The sequence below is a fragment of the Pseudomonas sp. D3 genome (assembly GCF_029320995.1).
Lineage (GTDB): Bacteria > Pseudomonadota > Gammaproteobacteria > Pseudomonadales > Pseudomonadaceae > Aquipseudomonas > Aquipseudomonas paraveronii.
Map to the genome: position 1 here is coordinate 4,298,728 of NZ_CP119772.1, position 15,307 is coordinate 4,314,034.

General features: G+C 63.1%; 12 protein-coding genes. All 12 read right to left on the bottom strand.

The features are described from left to right. Positions 1-16: 16 nt before the first annotated feature. On the bottom strand, positions 17-1,168 hold the full coding sequence (locus tag P3S72_RS19605) for an HlyD family secretion protein (RefSeq protein ID WP_276193690.1): 1,152 nt from the start codon (positions 1,166-1,168) through the stop codon (positions 17-19). Next, complete coding sequence (locus P3S72_RS19610; protein ID WP_247407625.1) at positions 1,165-2,808, bottom strand: MFS transporter; 1,644 nt, start codon at positions 2,806-2,808, stop codon at positions 1,165-1,167. The genes P3S72_RS19605 and P3S72_RS19610 overlap by 4 nt, the downstream gene beginning before the upstream one ends. A gap of 1,103 nt (positions 2,809-3,911) precedes the next feature. Further along, on the bottom strand, positions 3,912-5,390 hold the full coding sequence (locus P3S72_RS19615) for a DASS family sodium-coupled anion symporter (protein WP_276193691.1): 1,479 nt from the start codon (positions 5,388-5,390) through the stop codon (positions 3,912-3,914). A gap of 79 nt (positions 5,391-5,469) precedes the next feature. Continuing rightward, positions 5,470-6,840 (bottom strand): hybrid sensor histidine kinase/response regulator, encoded by a 1,371-nt coding sequence (locus P3S72_RS19620; protein ID WP_276193692.1) that lies wholly within the window; start codon positions 6,838-6,840, stop codon positions 5,470-5,472. Next, entirely contained in the window at positions 6,824-7,987 is a 1,164-nt protein-coding gene (gene ercA / locus P3S72_RS19625) for an alcohol dehydrogenase-like regulatory protein ErcA (RefSeq protein ID WP_247406205.1), read from the bottom strand. The genes P3S72_RS19620 and ercA overlap by 17 nt, the downstream gene beginning before the upstream one ends. Positions 7,988-8,114: 127 nt before the next feature. Further along, complete coding sequence (pqqA, locus tag P3S72_RS19630; protein WP_010209364.1) at positions 8,115-8,186, bottom strand: pyrroloquinoline quinone precursor peptide PqqA; 72 nt, start codon at positions 8,184-8,186, stop codon at positions 8,115-8,117. Positions 8,187-8,442: 256 nt separating this feature from the next. Continuing rightward, positions 8,443-9,963: an aldehyde dehydrogenase family protein gene (locus P3S72_RS19635; RefSeq protein ID WP_276193693.1), complete on the bottom strand. Its 1,521-nt coding sequence runs from the start codon at positions 9,961-9,963 to the stop codon at positions 8,443-8,445. 121 nt (positions 9,964-10,084) lie between these two features. Next, positions 10,085-11,860, bottom strand: a complete 1,776-nt coding sequence (locus tag P3S72_RS19640) for a PQQ-dependent methanol/ethanol family dehydrogenase (RefSeq protein WP_276193694.1) — start codon at positions 11,858-11,860, stop codon at positions 10,085-10,087. Between the two features lie 135 nt (positions 11,861-11,995). Next, on the bottom strand, positions 11,996-12,928 hold the full coding sequence (locus P3S72_RS19645; RefSeq protein ID WP_276193695.1) for a quinoprotein relay system zinc metallohydrolase 1: 933 nt from the start codon (positions 12,926-12,928) through the stop codon (positions 11,996-11,998). A 16-nt stretch (positions 12,929-12,944) separates the two neighbouring features. Then, on the bottom strand, positions 12,945-13,706 hold the full coding sequence (locus tag P3S72_RS19650) for a quinoprotein dehydrogenase-associated SoxYZ-like carrier (protein WP_276193696.1): 762 nt from the start codon (positions 13,704-13,706) through the stop codon (positions 12,945-12,947). A gap of 9 nt (positions 13,707-13,715) precedes the next feature. Further along, positions 13,716-14,591 (bottom strand): ABC transporter substrate-binding protein, encoded by an 876-nt coding sequence (locus P3S72_RS19655; protein WP_276193697.1) that lies wholly within the window; start codon positions 14,589-14,591, stop codon positions 13,716-13,718. A 3-nt stretch (positions 14,592-14,594) separates the two neighbouring features. Next, complete coding sequence (gene pedF / locus P3S72_RS19660; protein WP_247406689.1) at positions 14,595-15,056, bottom strand: cytochrome c-550 PedF; 462 nt, start codon at positions 15,054-15,056, stop codon at positions 14,595-14,597. Positions 15,057-15,307 lie beyond the last annotated feature (251 nt).

The window sequence follows — 15,307 nt, forward strand, 5'->3', positions numbered from 1 at the left end:
TGTTGTATCAGTGGTGTCAGGGCGGACTGTTTTTCAGGCGGCCGGCCGTGTCGATACTGACGACAACCGACAACCCCGGCCGCAAGTGCTCGCTCTGCTCCTGGTCGGGATCAACGGTGATCCGCACCGGCAAACGCTGGGCGATCTTGACGAAGTTGCCGGTGGCGTTATCCGCCTGCAACAGGCTGAACTCCGAGCCGGTCGCCGGGGAAATATACTGCACCGTGCCGCGAAACTTGCGGTGGTTGAGCGCATCGACGGTGAACGTTACCGGCTGGCCAACCTGCACGTGGGCCATCTGGGTTTCTTTCATGTTGGCGATCACCCACAGCTGCTTCGGCACCAGCGCCATCAACTGCGCGCCGGAGTTGACGTAAGCGCCAAGGCGCACGCCAATCTGCCCCAACTGGCCGTCACGCGGCGCAGTGACGCGGGTGTTGGACAAGTCGATCCGCGCCAGCTCCACCGCCGCTTCGGCACTGGCCACGGCGGCTTCCAGTGAACCGCGATTGACGATCACCGTCTGCAGGTCCTGACGCGCGATTTCCAGGCTGGCCTGGGCCTGCGCCACGGCGGCGAGGGTCTGGGCATTGGCGGCCCGGGTCACGTCCAGTTCGCGCTTGGACACTGAACCGTCGCTGATCAGCGCTTCATTGCGGCGCAGGTCGGCGGTGCTTTTGCGCGCCTGGGCCTGGCTGTCCACCAGCGCGGCCTGGCGCAGTTTGATACTGGCTTCGGCGCTGTTGCGTTGCTGCACCACATTCGCCAGCGCGGCCTTTTGCACCGCCAGTTGCGCCAGGGCCTGGTCCAGGCGCTGCTTGTAGATGCGGTCATCCAGGCGCACCAGCAGGTCGCCGGCCTTGACGTACTGGAAGTCCTGCACCGGCACTTCGAACACATAGCCGCTGAGCTGCGGGCCAATGATCGTGACCTGGCCGCGCACCAGGGCGTTCTCGGTGGTTTCCACCGCGCTGCTGAACGGCGGCAATTGCCAGGCATACAGCACGATCAACACGCCGACGAGGGCAATCGCGGCAAAGCCCAGTGACGAGAGAATGCGCACCCCCAAGGAGCGCGGTTCGGTGACCGTGGCACCCGGTGGGGTGGCGCCTTCAGGGGTGGCGGCGATGGCGTTGGTGGTGGTCGTTGTGGTGGTCGGTTCGGTCATGAAGAAGCGCCGCTGGGTTGAACGGGAGTGGCCGCTTTGGTGGTGCTTAACAGCCACAGACTGCGGGTAAAGATCCAGAGCATGGTCAGGATCGCGACGATCGCGATCAGCATGAACACATCGTTGTAAGCCATCACATTCGCCTCACGGGTCGCCGCCGTGGCGAGGCTGCGAATGCCCATGAGGTTACGCAAGTCCGGGTCGGCGACGATACCGCCATAGGCCGCACCGCCGCTCTGCACCCGCGCGGCGACACGCGGGTCGAGCAGGGTCAGGTGCTCGACGATCATGCTCGAATGAAACTTCTCGCGCACCACCTGGAACGTCCCGAGCAACGCCGCGCCAATCAGGCCGCCGAGGTTCTGGCAAATGCCGAACATCACCGAAAAACTCACCAGGTTGCGCGGGTTGGTCAATACGTTCTTGGTGCCCAGCACCATGGTCGGCCCGAGAAAAAACGTGCCGCCAAAGCCTAGCAGGAACTGGCTGATGTACAGATTCTGCGGGCGGGTCAGGTTGCTGGAGAAACTGTCCATCACCGACCCGGTGGCCATCAGTGCCAGGGAAATGACCAGCGGCATCAGCAAGTGCGCCGGGTTGATCGTCAACGCACTGACCACCAGCCCGGCCACCGCGCCCGCCAACATCACCACATACAGCGTGTGCATTTGCTGGTAGCTCATGTTCAACATCTGCATGAAGCCCACCGCGCCGGTGGACTGCTCCGACAGCACCATGCGAATCAGGATCACCGCCAGCGCCAGACGAATCATGGTGCCGCTACCCAGCCAACGGGTCATCAGCAACGGGTTGGCGCGGTTATGCTCAATCGCCAGGCCGGTCATGATCAGCACCAGCGAACAGGCCGACGCCACACCGATCCACGGCGCTTCGAGCCACCAGTCGATCCGCCCGAGGGACAACACCGCGCAGAGCAGCGCCACCCCGCTGGCGAGGATGGCGAAGGTGAGAAAGTCGAGTTTTTCAAAGGTCTTGAAGCGGTCGCCAGGTGGCAACTTGAGCAAGAACACGCAGCCCAGGCAGATCAGCGCCATGCCCAGCTCAAACAGGTACAGGCCACGCCATTCGGCGATTTGCAGCAAATCTTCGGAAAACAGCCGCGCCAACGGCAACGCCAACTGCGCGGTGCCCAGGCCCAGCACCAAGGCTTTCAAGCGCCACTTGGCCGGGAACGCCTGGATCATGTAGTACAACCCCAGGGAACTGAGCGCCGCGCCGACCATCCCGTGAGCGGCGCGCACGGCGATGGCGGAGTTGAGGTCGTTGACGAACAAGTGGCCGAAAGTCACCAGCGCATACAGCACCAGAAACACCTCGGTAAACGCACGCAGGCCAAATTGCTGACGGAACTTCACCAAGAGCAGGTTCATGCACACGTTGGTCATGACGTAGGCGGCGGGCAGCCAGGCCATTTCCGCCGTGGTCGCGCCGAGGGCGCCTTGCAGGTATTGCAGGTTGGCGATTACCAACGAGTTGCCGAGGCCGCCGGTGATTGCGACCAGGACGCCGACCAGTGCATACAGCCAGCGTTTGTGGGTGGGGTGCAGCGGCGTCGACGGCGAGCCCGGCAGGGCCGGACGCTCGTGGGGTTGCCAGGTGCGGGGGGTGTAGTTGTCCATTCAGTGACCTTGATGAGCCGACACGCAAGGTCGGTGACTCCATTACTCAGGGAGTAGTAAACCTGAGCGGCGTTCATCTTGCCATGTTGAGGGGGCAATTGATTCCTGGAGCGGGCGTGGTCAAGTGCGGGGGGTGGCGGTGATGGCGGCATCTGGGCCGGTTGGGTTGGGTTGGGTTGGGTTGGGTTGGGTTGAGTACATATCCGTTGCTGCGGTCACGGCCGCTTATGGTTCCGCTCTTACAGCGGGTCACTTTGGAAAAGCCCCAAAGTAACCAAAGGGCTCTTGCCCCACCACTCGGCACCTCGCCTAGGCTCGGTGTGCCCGAACGCAGGCTTGAATCCGTGGGCCGCCGTCATGGGCCATCCATGGCCCAGGACGGCTAACCCGGCGTCCTGCCGGGTTACCCACGGATTCAAGCCTGCGTTCGGGCAGCGTGGTTTTACGGGGCGCCTAAGATCAAAAGCCAGAGCCAAAGCGAGGCGGCCTTATAGCCGACCTGATCCTGGAAGCCGAACCCGGTCAAAAATGTGGGAGGGGGCTTGCCCCCGATAGCGGTGGGTCAGTCATGCATGTATTGGCTGACACACTGCTATCGGGGGCAAGCCCCCTCCCACATTTGGATCTCCATAGATCAGATAGATCTTGCTCTGTTCTTGCTCTGTTCTTGCTCTGTTCTTGATCTGCTCTTGATCTTGATCTTAGGCGCCCCGTAAAACCACGCTGGCCGAACGCAGGTATTACGCAGCGGGTAAACCGGCAGGGATGCCGGTTTAGCCGTCCCGGGCCATGGATGGCCCGTGACGGCGGCCCGCGGAGTAATGCCTGCGTTCGGGCACACCGAGCCTAGGCGAGGTGCCGAGTGGTGGGGCAAGAGCCCTTTTGGTTACTTTTGGGGCTCTTTTCCAAAAGTGACCCGCCGTAAGGGCGGAACCCATAGCAGCCGTTACCGCTGGAATGGATATGTACTCAACTCAACCAAAAAAAATGGTCGGCCCAGAGGCCGCCATCGGGGGCAAGCCCCCTCCCACATTGGATCTCCTTTGTACATTGGATCTCCTTTGTATTGGCGACAACATGTGTATTGGAGACCCCACAAAATGTCAGATCCAGCCAAGCCAACTCCAGTACGTCGCCGCAAACACCAACATCAACAGGTAACCAATCAACGTCACCAAAACCCCCACCTTGGCAAACTGCCGCGCCGTAAACGTCCCGGTCCCCAGGCACACCATGTTCTGCGGCGCATTGATCGGCAGAATAAACCCGTAGCTCACCACAAACCCCAACAGCATGGTCATCCCCAACCGGTTGAACTCCCCCGGCAAGGTCTGCAACACCGCAATCAGGATCGGCAACAACGCCGAGGTCAACGCCGTCGCACTGGCAAACCCCAAGTGGATCAAGATCAAAAACGCCCCAAGGATCGCAAACACGCCCAGCGGCCCGACCTGGTCCAGCCCGGTGTGTGCCACCACCTGCGAGCCCAGCCATTGCCCGGCCTGGGTAGTCAGCAACGCCGTACCGAGGCTGATACCGACGCCGAACACAATCACCGTGCCCCACGGAATCCGCGACTGCACATCCTTCCAGGTCATCACGCCAATCCCCGGCAACAGCAGGAACACCAGCCCGGCATAAGTGGTCGAGGTGGTGTCGAAATTGTGCAGGCGCCCTTCGGTAGCCCATGCCAACAGCAACAGCAGCGATACGGTGAGCAAGCGTTTTTGCGGGCCGGTCATTGGGCCGATGTCCACCAGCGACTGGGCCACGGCTTCTTTGCCGCCGGGGATGCTGTCGCTTTCCGGCGGCAGCAGTTTGATCACCAGAAACAACAACACCGCCGACATGATCAGCGCCCACGGCGCGCCGGCGATCAGCCAGTCGATCCACGACACGCGCTGGCCGAGCATCTTGTCCATAAACCCGACGGTCAGCAGGTTCTGCGCGGCGGCGGTCTGGATGCCGACGTTCCAGATGCTGGTGCCCTGGGCCACCACGATCATCAGGCCGGCGGCGATGTTCGAGCGCTTGTCGACGCCAAACGCCGCCACCACGCCCATCATGATCGGCACCACACAGGCACTGCGCGCGGTGGCGCTGGGCACCACCAGGCTGAGGAGGATGGTCACCGCGATCGCCCCCAGCAGAATGCCACGGGTGCTGGTGCCGACCCGGGTCAGGGTGACCAGGGCGATGCGCCGGTCCAGGCCGGTGTGGGTCATGGCGGCGGCGATGAACAACGCGCCGGCCACCAGGGCCAGCGCCGGGTTGGAGAAACCGGTCAGGGCCATGCTGATGGCCGGGCTGGAGCCGATCAGGTGCGTAGGGTCTTGCAGCGACGGCGCGGTGCCGAGCAAGAACGCCATGAGCGAGGTGATCATGATCGCGCTGGCTTCATAAGACACCGCCTCGCTGATCCACACCACCACGGCAAACGCGAGGATTGCCAGCATGCGATGGCCGGCCACCGGCAAGTCCGCGGGTAGCGGCAACAGCAGCACCCCGACCATGACCAGCACGGCGACAACCAGGCCCAAGGGCAACTTGAAGGATGCAGCGGTTGTTGCGGGGGCGCTCATGGGGTTCTCCGTCGGCCGTCAAATCAGGCTGGGAGCATGGCGCAAAATGCCGCAGGCGGTGTTGACAAGTATCAAACCTCTAGGCCAATAACTGGCTCAACACCGCCCGCAACTTCCCGGGCTTGACCGGTTTGTTCAACAGCGGTGCGTCCAGCCGCCGCAGGATGCGCCGGCACTGGTCGGTGCGGTCGGCGCTGATGATCACGGCGGGAATCGACTGGGCGAAATGCTCGCGCAGGTACTTGACCACCTCACTGCCCACCACGCCGTGGTCCAGGTGGTAGTCCGCCAGGATCAACTCCGGCGCCCTGCCCTGCAACGCCAGCAACGCGCCGGCCTGGTCGGTGGCCGTGACCACCTCGCAGCCCCACTGCCCGAGCAGCGCGCTCATGCTTTCGAGGATGCTGACCTCGTTATCCAGCACCAGCAAACGCCGCCCCGGCAGCGGGTTGCCGGTGGTCGGTTGCACCGGCAGCAGGCTGATGGCCAACGGCATTTCTTCGCTGATGGGCACTTCGATGCTGAACATCGACCCGCGTCCCGGCCACGAGCGCACCGCCACCGGGTAACCGAGGATCTCGGCGATACGTTCGACAATCGCCAGCCCCAGGCCCACGCCCTTGCGGTCCGAGGCGCGGCCGACGTCCAGTTGGTTGAATTCGAGAAAGATCGCATCGAGCCGGTCGGCCGGGATGCCGCGCCCGGTGTCCCACACTTCCAGGCGCAGGCGATCGCCCCGGCGGCGGGCGCCGAGCAGGATGCAGCCCTCGTCGGTGTAGCGGCAGGCGTTGCTGAGGAAGTTGCGCAGAATCCGCGTCACCAGGCGCAGGTCGGTCCGGATCGCGTAATGGCCGGTGTGTGAGCGTAAATTCAGTCCGGCGGCCAGGGCGACGGACTGGAATTCGGAGACCAGCGGCGCAAACAGCTCGTCCAGGCGATACAGCGCCACGTCCGGCTTGACCGCCGCCTGGTCCAACCGCGAGATATCGAGCAAGTCGGTGAGCAAATCCTCGGCCCCTTCCAGGGCCTGGTGCGTGCGCTCCACCAGCACCTGTTCGACGCTGGGCAATGGCCGTTCGCGCAAGGTGGCGATCAGCAGCCGTGCGGCGTTGAGCGGCTGCAACAGGTCATGGCTGGCGGCGGCGAGGTACTTGTCCTTGCTGCGGTTGGCGGCCTCGGCGGCGTCGCGGGCGTCGCGCAGTTCCTGTTCGACCTGTTCACGCTGGGCGATCTGCTGTTGCAGGTTGCGGTTGGCTTCGAGCAATTCATCGGTACGCGCCGCCACCCGCAACTCCAGCTCGTCGTTAAGGCGAATGTAGCGGTTGCGCTCGGCCTCCAGCTCATGGAGGCGCGCCGTGAGTTCCGGGTAGTGGCTCTTGCGCGCCGACTGGTCGCCCAACCCCAGCAGCCCAGCGAGGGCGCGCTGCTGGTCGTCAGAGTGCTTCGCCATAGACGACCTCGACATCACGCTGGCTCGATTCGCGGGGGTTGGTGAGGATGCACGGGTCGTGCATGGCGTGCTGGGACAGGAACGGAATGTCCGCGACCCGCACGCCGTGCAGGCCGAGGGTTTCGTGGAAGCCGATCGCATGCTTGAGCGCGATCAGATGCTCCACGAGCCGCCCACGGATCTGCAGATGGGTCAGGCCGCGGCAGTCGATGCCGAACGTCTCGGCAATCACCTTGAAGCGCTCCGGCGCCGAGTTGTAGTTGAACGCCACCACATGCTCCACCAGCACCGCGTTGCACAGGCCGTGAGGCAGGTCGAGGAAGCCGCCGAGGCTGTGGGACATGGCATGCACTGCGCCGAGGATCGCATTGGAGAACGCCAGCCCGGCCTGCATGCTGCCGAGCATGATTTTCTCGCGCAGGGCGATGTCCGTCGGGTTGGCGATCATCTGCACCAGGTTGCCGTTGATCAGGCGCATGGCTTCCAGCGCGTGGGGGTCGGTCAGCGGGCCGTGGCCGGTGGAAACGAACGCCTCGATCGCATGCACCAGCGCATCGATGCCGGTACAGGCGGACAGGAACGGGTCCATGCTGGCTGTGGTTTCCGGGTCGATCAGCGACACATCCGGCACCACCGCCTTGCTGACGATGGAGAACTTCATGCGCTCCTGCTGGTTGGAAATGATCACGAACTGCGAGACATCCGCCGAGGTGCCGGCGGTGGTAGGGATCAGGATCAACGGGGGGCTGGGCACACGAATGGTGTCCACGCCTTCGAATTCGAGGATATTGCGCCCATGGGCGACCACAATGCCGATGGCCTTGCCGCAATCCATCGGGCTACCGCCGCCAATGGCCACGATCACGTCGCAATGGTTGTCGCGGTACACCTCGGCGCCGAGCATGACTTCTTCGACACGAGGGTTGGGCGAGACGCCGCTGTACAGGCAGTAATCGATACCGATGGCCTGCAGGCTGGCTTCCACATCGGCGACCCAGCCGGCCGCGATCACACCGGGGTCGCTGACCACCAGCACTTTGCGCGCACCAAAGGTCTTGGCGTAATTACCGACGTTGTGCCGGCAACCGGCACCAAAGATGATTTCAGGCGAGACAAATTTACGTAAGAGGCTGAGATTTGGGCTCATTGGAAAGCCTGTTTTTATTATTTTTGAGAGATGCGCTCCACACTAACCCATCCGCGCGCGAATGCAATCAGACCAAAGAGTCATTCCCCAAACGACCCCGGCCAGCGCAAGGCTGGCCGGGGGTGAATCAGCGGCTGGCGAAGTACATGGTCACTTCAAAGCCGATACGCAGGTCGGTAAACGCGGGTTTAGTCCACATGGGGCGGTCCTCTTGTTGTGCCGGAAGATTCCGGTAGGGTCATTAATGCATGGGGGGATGGGGGTGCGAATGCTACTTTCGAACGAGCCTGGAGCATGCCTTGGTAGCGGATGTACGCCGATCAAAACTGTGGGAGGGGCGGTGCGACGATTCGACTTGCCCCCGATAGTGGTGGGTCAGTGACATAAATCTTGACTGACCCACTGCAATCGGGGGCAAGCCCCCTCCCACAGGGGACCGCGTTGCGATAAGGGCGTTAGAAGAAGCCCAACGGGTTGATGTCGTAGCTCACCAGCAGGTTCTTGGTCTGTTGGTAGTGATCGAGCATCATCTTGTGGTTCTCACGCCCCACACCCGATTTCTTGTAGCCGCCAAACGCAGCGTGCGCTGGGTACAGGTGGTAGCAGTTGGTCCATACGCGACCAGCCTTGATCGCCCGGCCCATGCGGTACGCACGGTTGATGTCGCGGGTCCACAGCCCGGCACCCAGGCCGAATTCGCTGTCGTTGGCAATGGCCAGGGCTTCGGCTTCGTCCTTGAAGGTGGTGATACCCACCACCGGGCCGAAGATTTCTTCCTGGAACACGCGCATCTTGTTATGACCCTTGAGCAGGGTCGGCTGGATGTAGTAACCGCTAGACAGGTCACCCTCCAAACGCTCGGCCGCGCCGCCAGTGAGCAGCTCGGCGCCCTCTTCCTGGGCGATTTTGAGGTAGGACAGGATCTTGTCGTATTGCTGCTCGGACGCCTGGGCGCCGACCATGGTTTCGGTATCCAGCGGGTCGCCACGCTTGATCTTGGCGATCTTTTTCATCACCACTTTCATGAAGTCGTCGTAGATCGACTCCTGCACCAGCGCACGCGATGGGCAGGTACACACTTCGCCCTGGTTGAAGAACGCCAGTACCAGGCCTTCGGCGGCTTTTTCGATGAACTGTGGCTCGGCACTCATGATGTCTTCGAAGAAGATGTTCGGCGACTTGCCGCCCAGTTCAACGGTCGACGGAATGATGTTCTCGGCCGCGCAATGCATGATATGCGCGCCGATTGGCGTGGAGCCGGTAAAGGCGATCTTGGCGATGCGCTTGCTGGTGGCCAGCGCCTCACCGGCTTCACGGCCAAAGCCCTGCACGATGTTCAGCACGCCCGGTGGCAGCAGGTCATTGATCAGTTCGGCAAATACCATGATCGACAGCGGCGTCTGCTCGGCCGGCTTGAGCACGATGCAGTTACCGGCGGCCAGGGCCGGGGCAAGTTTCCAGGCGGCCATCAGCAACGGGAAGTTCCACGGAATGATCTGCCCGACCACGCCCAATGGCTCATGGAAGTGGTAAGCGGCGGTGTGTTCGTTGATTTCGGCGGCGCCGCCTTCCTGGGCACGGATGCAACCGGCGAAGTAACGGAAGTGGTCGGCGGCCAACGGCACGTCGGCGTTGAGGGTTTCGCGCACGGCTTTGCCGTTGTCCCAGCTTTCGGTGACGGCCAGGACTTCGAGGTTCTGCTCGATACGGTCGGCGATTTTCAGCAGCACCAGGGCGCGATCCTGGACCGAAGTCTTGCCCCAGGCGTCGGCGGCGGCGTGGGCCGCGTCGAGGGCCTTGTCGATGTCGGCCGCGTTGGAACGCGGGAATTCGGCGATGACTTCACCGGTCACCGGCGAAGTGTTGGTGAAGTATTCACCGCTGACTGGCGCGACGAATTCGCCGCCGATGAAGTTACCGTAGCGCGGCTTGAAGCTGACGATGGCGCCTGGGGTGCCAGGTTGTGCGTAGATCATGTTGAAGCCTCTGTCTGGGTCCGGGCCTGTCGGTCAACAGGCGATAACCCGATAGTAAAGAGGCCCCGCTGCCGGGCGAATGCGCCGTTGGCAGGGGGATTCTTGTCATTTGGTCGTAGATTCAGCGTTTGCCGACCAGGTCTTTGGGCAGTTTGAAGGTCCAGAGCATGCCGCCCTGGTTGAAGTCCTTGATACGCTTGGCCACTTCACCGCCCCACAACGGCACCGCGCCGCCCCAGCCGGAGAGCACCGAGACGTACTGTTCGCCGTCCATTTCCCAGGTCACAGGCGAGCCGAGTACGCCGGAGCCGGTCTGGAATTCCCAGACCTTCTCGCCGGTCTTGGCGTTGAAGGCCTGCAGGAAGCCTTCCGGCGTACCGGTGAACACCAGGTTGCCCTTGGTCGTCAGTACCCCGCCCCACAGCGGCGCGTAGTTCTTGTGGCGCCAGACTTCCTTACCGGAGACCGGGTCGATGGCGCGCAGCACGCCGATGTAGTCTTCGTTCAGCGGCTTGATGGTGAAGCCCGCACCGAGGAACGCCGCACCTTTTTTGTAGGTGATGCCTTCGTTCCACATGTCCATGCCCCATTCGTTGGACGGCACGTAGAACAACCCGGTGTCGCGGTTATAGGCCATCGGCATCCAGTTTTTCGCGCCGAGGAACGCCGGCGCAACGAACACCGACGTGCCCTTGGCTTCGCTGCCGGGCGCACCGGGGCGGCTGGCGTCGTTGTAGATCGGCCGGCCATTTTTATCCAGGCCGGTGGCCCAGGTGATTTTGTCGACAAACGGGAAGCCACGGATGAACTTGCCGTTGGTGCGGTCGAGCACGTAGAAGAAGCCGTTACGGTCGGCGGTGGCCGCCGCTTTGATCTCTTTGCCGCCTTCGGTGTAGTTGAATGAGACCAGCTCGTTCACACCGTCGTAGTCCCAGCCGTCATGAGGCGTGGTCTGGAAGTGCCACTTGATGGTGCCGTCATCCGGGTTCAATGCCAGACGCGAGGACGAGTAGAGGTTGTCGCCAGGGCGCAGGTGGGAGTTCCACGGTGCCGGGTTGCCGGTGCCGAACAGCAGCAGGTTGGTTTCCGGGTCGTAGTAGCCGCCGAGCCACGGCGCCGCGCCGCCGGTTTTCCACAAGTCGCCAGGCCAGGTCTTGCCTGCCTCGCCACCGGAAATACCGTTTTCCACGGCCTTACCGTCCTTGTAGACGTAACCCATATGACCTTCGACAGTCGGACGGGTCCACAACAGGTCACCGTTTTTCGGGTCGTAGGCTTCGATCTTGCCTACCACGCCGAATTCGCCACCGGCCACGCCGGTAATCAGCTTGCCGTTGATCACCAGAGGCGCGGCGCTGATCGAGTAGCCTTCTTTGTGGTCGGCGACTTTTTTGCTCCACACCACTTTGCCGGTGTCTTTGTTCAGGGCCACCAGCTTGGCGTCGAGGGTGCCGAAGAACACCAGGTCGCCGTACAGCGCCACGCCCCGGTTGATCACGTCACAGCACGGGCGGATGTCATCGGGCAGACGCGCATCGTACTGCCAGAGCTTCTTGCCGGTGCGCGCGTCCACCGCAAACACCCGCGAATAGGAACCGGTGAGGTACATCACCCCGTCCTTGATCATCGGCTGCGCCTGCTGGCCGCGCTGCTTCTCGCCGCCAAAGGAGAATGCCCAAACCGGGCGCAGGTCCTTGACGTTGTCCACGTTCAGGGTATCGAGCGGGCTGTAGCGCTGGCCCTGCACGCCCAGGCCGTTGGTGACGATCTGCCCGGGGTTTTTCGGGTCCTGGAGGATGTCCTGGTCGGTCACGGCGGCCATGGCCTGGCCGGATAACAGAATGGCACCGAGCAACACACTCAAGGCGAAGGGTTGGCGGCGTGCGGGTTGGGTCATGACGGCTACCTCTGCGGTTTTTTGTTATACCCGGGAAATTTTCCCGGTCTGGTACAGATTCTTGGGCGCAGGGGCGGTTGTCACAATTGACCGCAGTATCGAGATTGCTAGTTCCTTAGTAGCGGGTCGGGCCTGTCAGCGGGCGAAATCGACGCGCTGCATCTGCTCGCGCTCGTAACGCGGGTACAGGTGGCTGACGCTGCGGATCAGTTCATAGCGGCTCAGGTTGATCGCGGCGAAGCGCTCGGGGATGGGGCTGCGGATCATCTCGGCCATGTCGGTGCCCTGGGCGGCGCCGTCGCGCAGCAGTTGGTCGAGCCAGGTGAGGTAGTCGCGCATCTGCGCGAACGGCTGCGCATCGTTGGCCACCGGGCCATGACCGGGCACGACCAGGGTCCAGGGCAACGCCTGCAGGGTGTCGATGTCCGCCAGCCACGCCGCCAGCCCGGGGCTGTTGGGGGTGGTGAGGGCACGTTGGTAGAACACCAGGTCGCCGGCAAACAGCACACCGGTGCTCTGGTCGAGGATGGCCAGGTCGGCGCCGGTGTGGCCGGTCAGCGCGAGCAGGCGCAGGTCGTGGCGGCCAACGCTGAGCACGCCGGGTTCGAGCACTTGCGTGGGCAATTGCACTTCGGTGCCGCGCATCCAGTCGCCGACCATGCGGTAGAGGTTTTCCGCCATGCTATTGCCCTGCTCATGCAGCAGGCGCGTGGTGCCGGCCAGGGCGCCGATGGGCACGTCCTTGAAGGCCTGGTTGCCCAGCGCATGGTCGGGGTGGTGGTGGGTCAGCAGCACCTGGATCACCGGTTTGGCGGTGACGCTGGCGATGGCCTGGCGCAGGGCTTCGCCGTAGCGCCGCGACGGCCCGGTGTCGATCACCACCACACCGGCCTCGGTGACGATGAACGCGGTATTGACGATGTTGCCGCCGTTGTCCTTGGCAAAATTGTCGGTACTGCCTTCCAGCAGCCAGGTGTCGTCGGCGATCAGCCGTGGTTTGAGGGCGTAGTCAAGGTCTGCCAGCGCGGGCAGGCTCAGGCTCAGGCACAACAATAGAATCCAGCGCATGCCGCGCTCCTTCTGGTCAGGGGATGGCTGCGTCGAATTCATTGCCGCTGTTGTCGCGCAGCACCAGGCGCGTCGGCCCGGGTGCGTCGATGTCAAAGGCCAGGTTGGGGTTTTCGCTGACCGCCGGGAACAGCTCCAGCTCGGCCAGCACCTGACCGTCCTGGCCACGCAGTTGCGCGTGGTTGAGATAGAACTCGGGGATGCCGCTGACCATGCCGTTATCCATCGGGTGCGCCACCTGCACGCGCACCCGGCTGAATTCACCGCGCGGGTAACGCCCGCCGAGGACTTCGCCGATATGCTCTTCCCAACCCGGCTGGGTGCGAACCACGCTGGGCGCGGTGCAACCGCCGCCGGCCGCGTCGATCAGGGTCGAGCCGACGTGCCACAGCCCGTCATCGGTGAGCACCGCCGCACGCAGGGGCGTGGCCTGTTCGATGCGGATACGGATCGACAGCCAGGGCAACACCCCGGCCTTGGGCTGAAAATCGACAATCCTGGGCAACGGGTTGAGCTCGGCCCAGGCGAGGATCTTCACCACATGGCCCTTGAATGCCCGCGCATCGATTTCCAGCGGCACCTGCCGCGCATCTTCGGCGAACGGCGGCGCCAGCAGCTTGACCCGCTCGTCGAACACGAACGGCGCATCGGCCAGCAACTGCTTGTGGTAGAACGCCCACATCACCGACGGCACCGGGTCCGGGCCCGGTTCGACCGCCGCGGCGTGGGCCGCCAACGGCAACCAGCAGGCCAACATGCAGTTCAGTCGCCAGTTCATCGCCTGCTCCTATTGGTACATTTCGGGCACTTCGTACTGCAGGCCGTAATGGCTGTAGATGGTTTGCAGCGAACCGTCGCGGATCAGGCCTTCCAGCGCCTCTTCCACCGCGTAGGCCAACTGGCGATTGCTCTCGTGTACCGCCATGCCGATCTCCCAGCGCTGCCGGCCCATGCTCGGGTAAGCGTTTTGCGCCAGGGCCAATTGCGGATCGTGCGCCTCATGCACCTGCCAGTCGATCTCGCCGCGCATCGCCATCACCGCGTCGACTTCACCGGCCTTCATCGCCGCAAACGCCTGGGGTACACCGGGGTAGTGATGGGTCTGGCGGGCGAGCATGCCGTTGAACACCGAGGTCAGGTAGAACGACGGCACGCTGTCGACTTCGACGCCGATCGGGTGCTCCTCGAACACCGCCACGCTGGCGACCTTGTCCAGGCGCCGGCGGTCGTAGGCCACCTGCCATTGTTCGTTCTGGTACGGCCCGAACATCACCACGTGGCCGTTTTCCAGTTCGCCCTGATCGTTACGCCTTTGCGCGTAATCGTGGTCGTAGGGGGCGCGCATCATCAGGTCGGCCAGTTGCTGGTTATGCAACTGGCTGCCGCGCCAGATGTAGTCGCGCAGGTCGTCGTCGAGTTTTTCCCCGGCCGGCGCCCAGATCAATTTGAGCTGCACCCCCAGCGCTTTGGCCAGGGCCTGGGCCAGCTCCACGTCCACCCCGCGCGCGGTGGCACCGTCTTCGAAACTGTAGGGGGCAAAATCTTTGTACACCGCCACTTTCAGCTCACCGGCGGCGATCATCTGGTCATAGCTGCGCACCTGCGCCTGTGCCGTCTGGCAACACAGCAGGGCCAGGCCGAGCACATAAGCGAACAGGCGCATGGCTTACTCCTCGACGTGAACGCTGTCCAGGTAGGTACGTACCGCCCACAAGGCTTCCTGGCTCAGGTAATCGGCCATTTTCGGCATATACACCCGACCGTCGCGCACCGCGCCGTGACGCACGCGCTGCACAAACCACTCATCACCGGCCTCGCCCACATCCAGCAAGCGCAAGTCGGGGGCGATGCCGCCAGACTTGGCTTCCAGGCCGTGGCAGGCGGCGCAGTTCTGATTGTAGGCGGACGAACCGATTTCCAGGGCCCGATCGTGTTCAGGCGACGTGCGATAGGGGTTCACCGCCGCCCAGCCGTCCTCATCGACCGCCACGCCGGCGTCTTTGACCGAGGTCAGGCCCTTGGTTTCCACTGCTTGCGGGACCACGTTGCCGTGGGCCCAGGCTGGACCTGCACCGATCACACCGGCCAACAGCCCGGCGACGAGCAAGGCATTGAGTTTTGTTGTCATTATTTTTGCCCTCAGGATTGCACGCAAAACCTCATTGCAGAGGTTATGGCAACCATCTTAGGAACCCTGGGGCATGGGCCGTATGCTGCTTTGGTGGCCGGCTTATCCTCCCTTGGTAGTAGGGCTTGTGGGGCACGCCTAAAACAGCGGCGCGCCGGGAAGTCTTCCCGGCAACAGCGGGACTTTTTCCGTATCCGCCCAGCACCCTGGCGCTCCACCCTGTGCAGGCCAAAACCTCCACTGGGAACTGC

Coding starts and splice junctions, on each gene's coding strand:
- P3S72_RS19605 (WP_276193690.1), bottom strand. CDS start 1,168: ATGACCGAACCGACCACCACAACGACCACCACCAACGCCATCGCCGCC.
- P3S72_RS19610 (WP_247407625.1), bottom strand. CDS start 2,808: ATGGACAACTACACCCCCCGCACCTGGCAACCCCACGAGCGTCCGGCC.
- P3S72_RS19615 (WP_276193691.1), bottom strand. CDS start 5,390: ATGAGCGCCCCCGCAACAACCGCTGCATCCTTCAAGTTGCCCTTGGGC.
- P3S72_RS19620 (WP_276193692.1), bottom strand. CDS start 6,840: ATGGCGAAGCACTCTGACGACCAGCAGCGCGCCCTCGCTGGGCTGCTG.
- ercA (WP_247406205.1), bottom strand. CDS start 7,987: ATGAGCCCAAATCTCAGCCTCTTACGTAAATTTGTCTCGCCTGAAATC.
- P3S72_RS19635 (WP_276193693.1), bottom strand. CDS start 9,963: ATGATCTACGCACAACCTGGCACCCCAGGCGCCATCGTCAGCTTCAAG.
- P3S72_RS19640 (WP_276193694.1), bottom strand. CDS start 11,860: ATGACCCAACCCGCACGCCGCCAACCCTTCGCCTTGAGTGTGTTGCTC.
- P3S72_RS19645 (WP_276193695.1), bottom strand. CDS start 12,928: ATGCGCTGGATTCTATTGTTGTGCCTGAGCCTGAGCCTGCCCGCGCTG.
- P3S72_RS19650 (WP_276193696.1), bottom strand. CDS start 13,706: ATGAACTGGCGACTGAACTGCATGTTGGCCTGCTGGTTGCCGTTGGCG.
- P3S72_RS19655 (WP_276193697.1), bottom strand. CDS start 14,591: ATGCGCCTGTTCGCTTATGTGCTCGGCCTGGCCCTGCTGTGTTGCCAG.
- pedF (WP_247406689.1), bottom strand. CDS start 15,056: ATGACAACAAAACTCAATGCCTTGCTCGTCGCCGGGCTGTTGGCCGGT.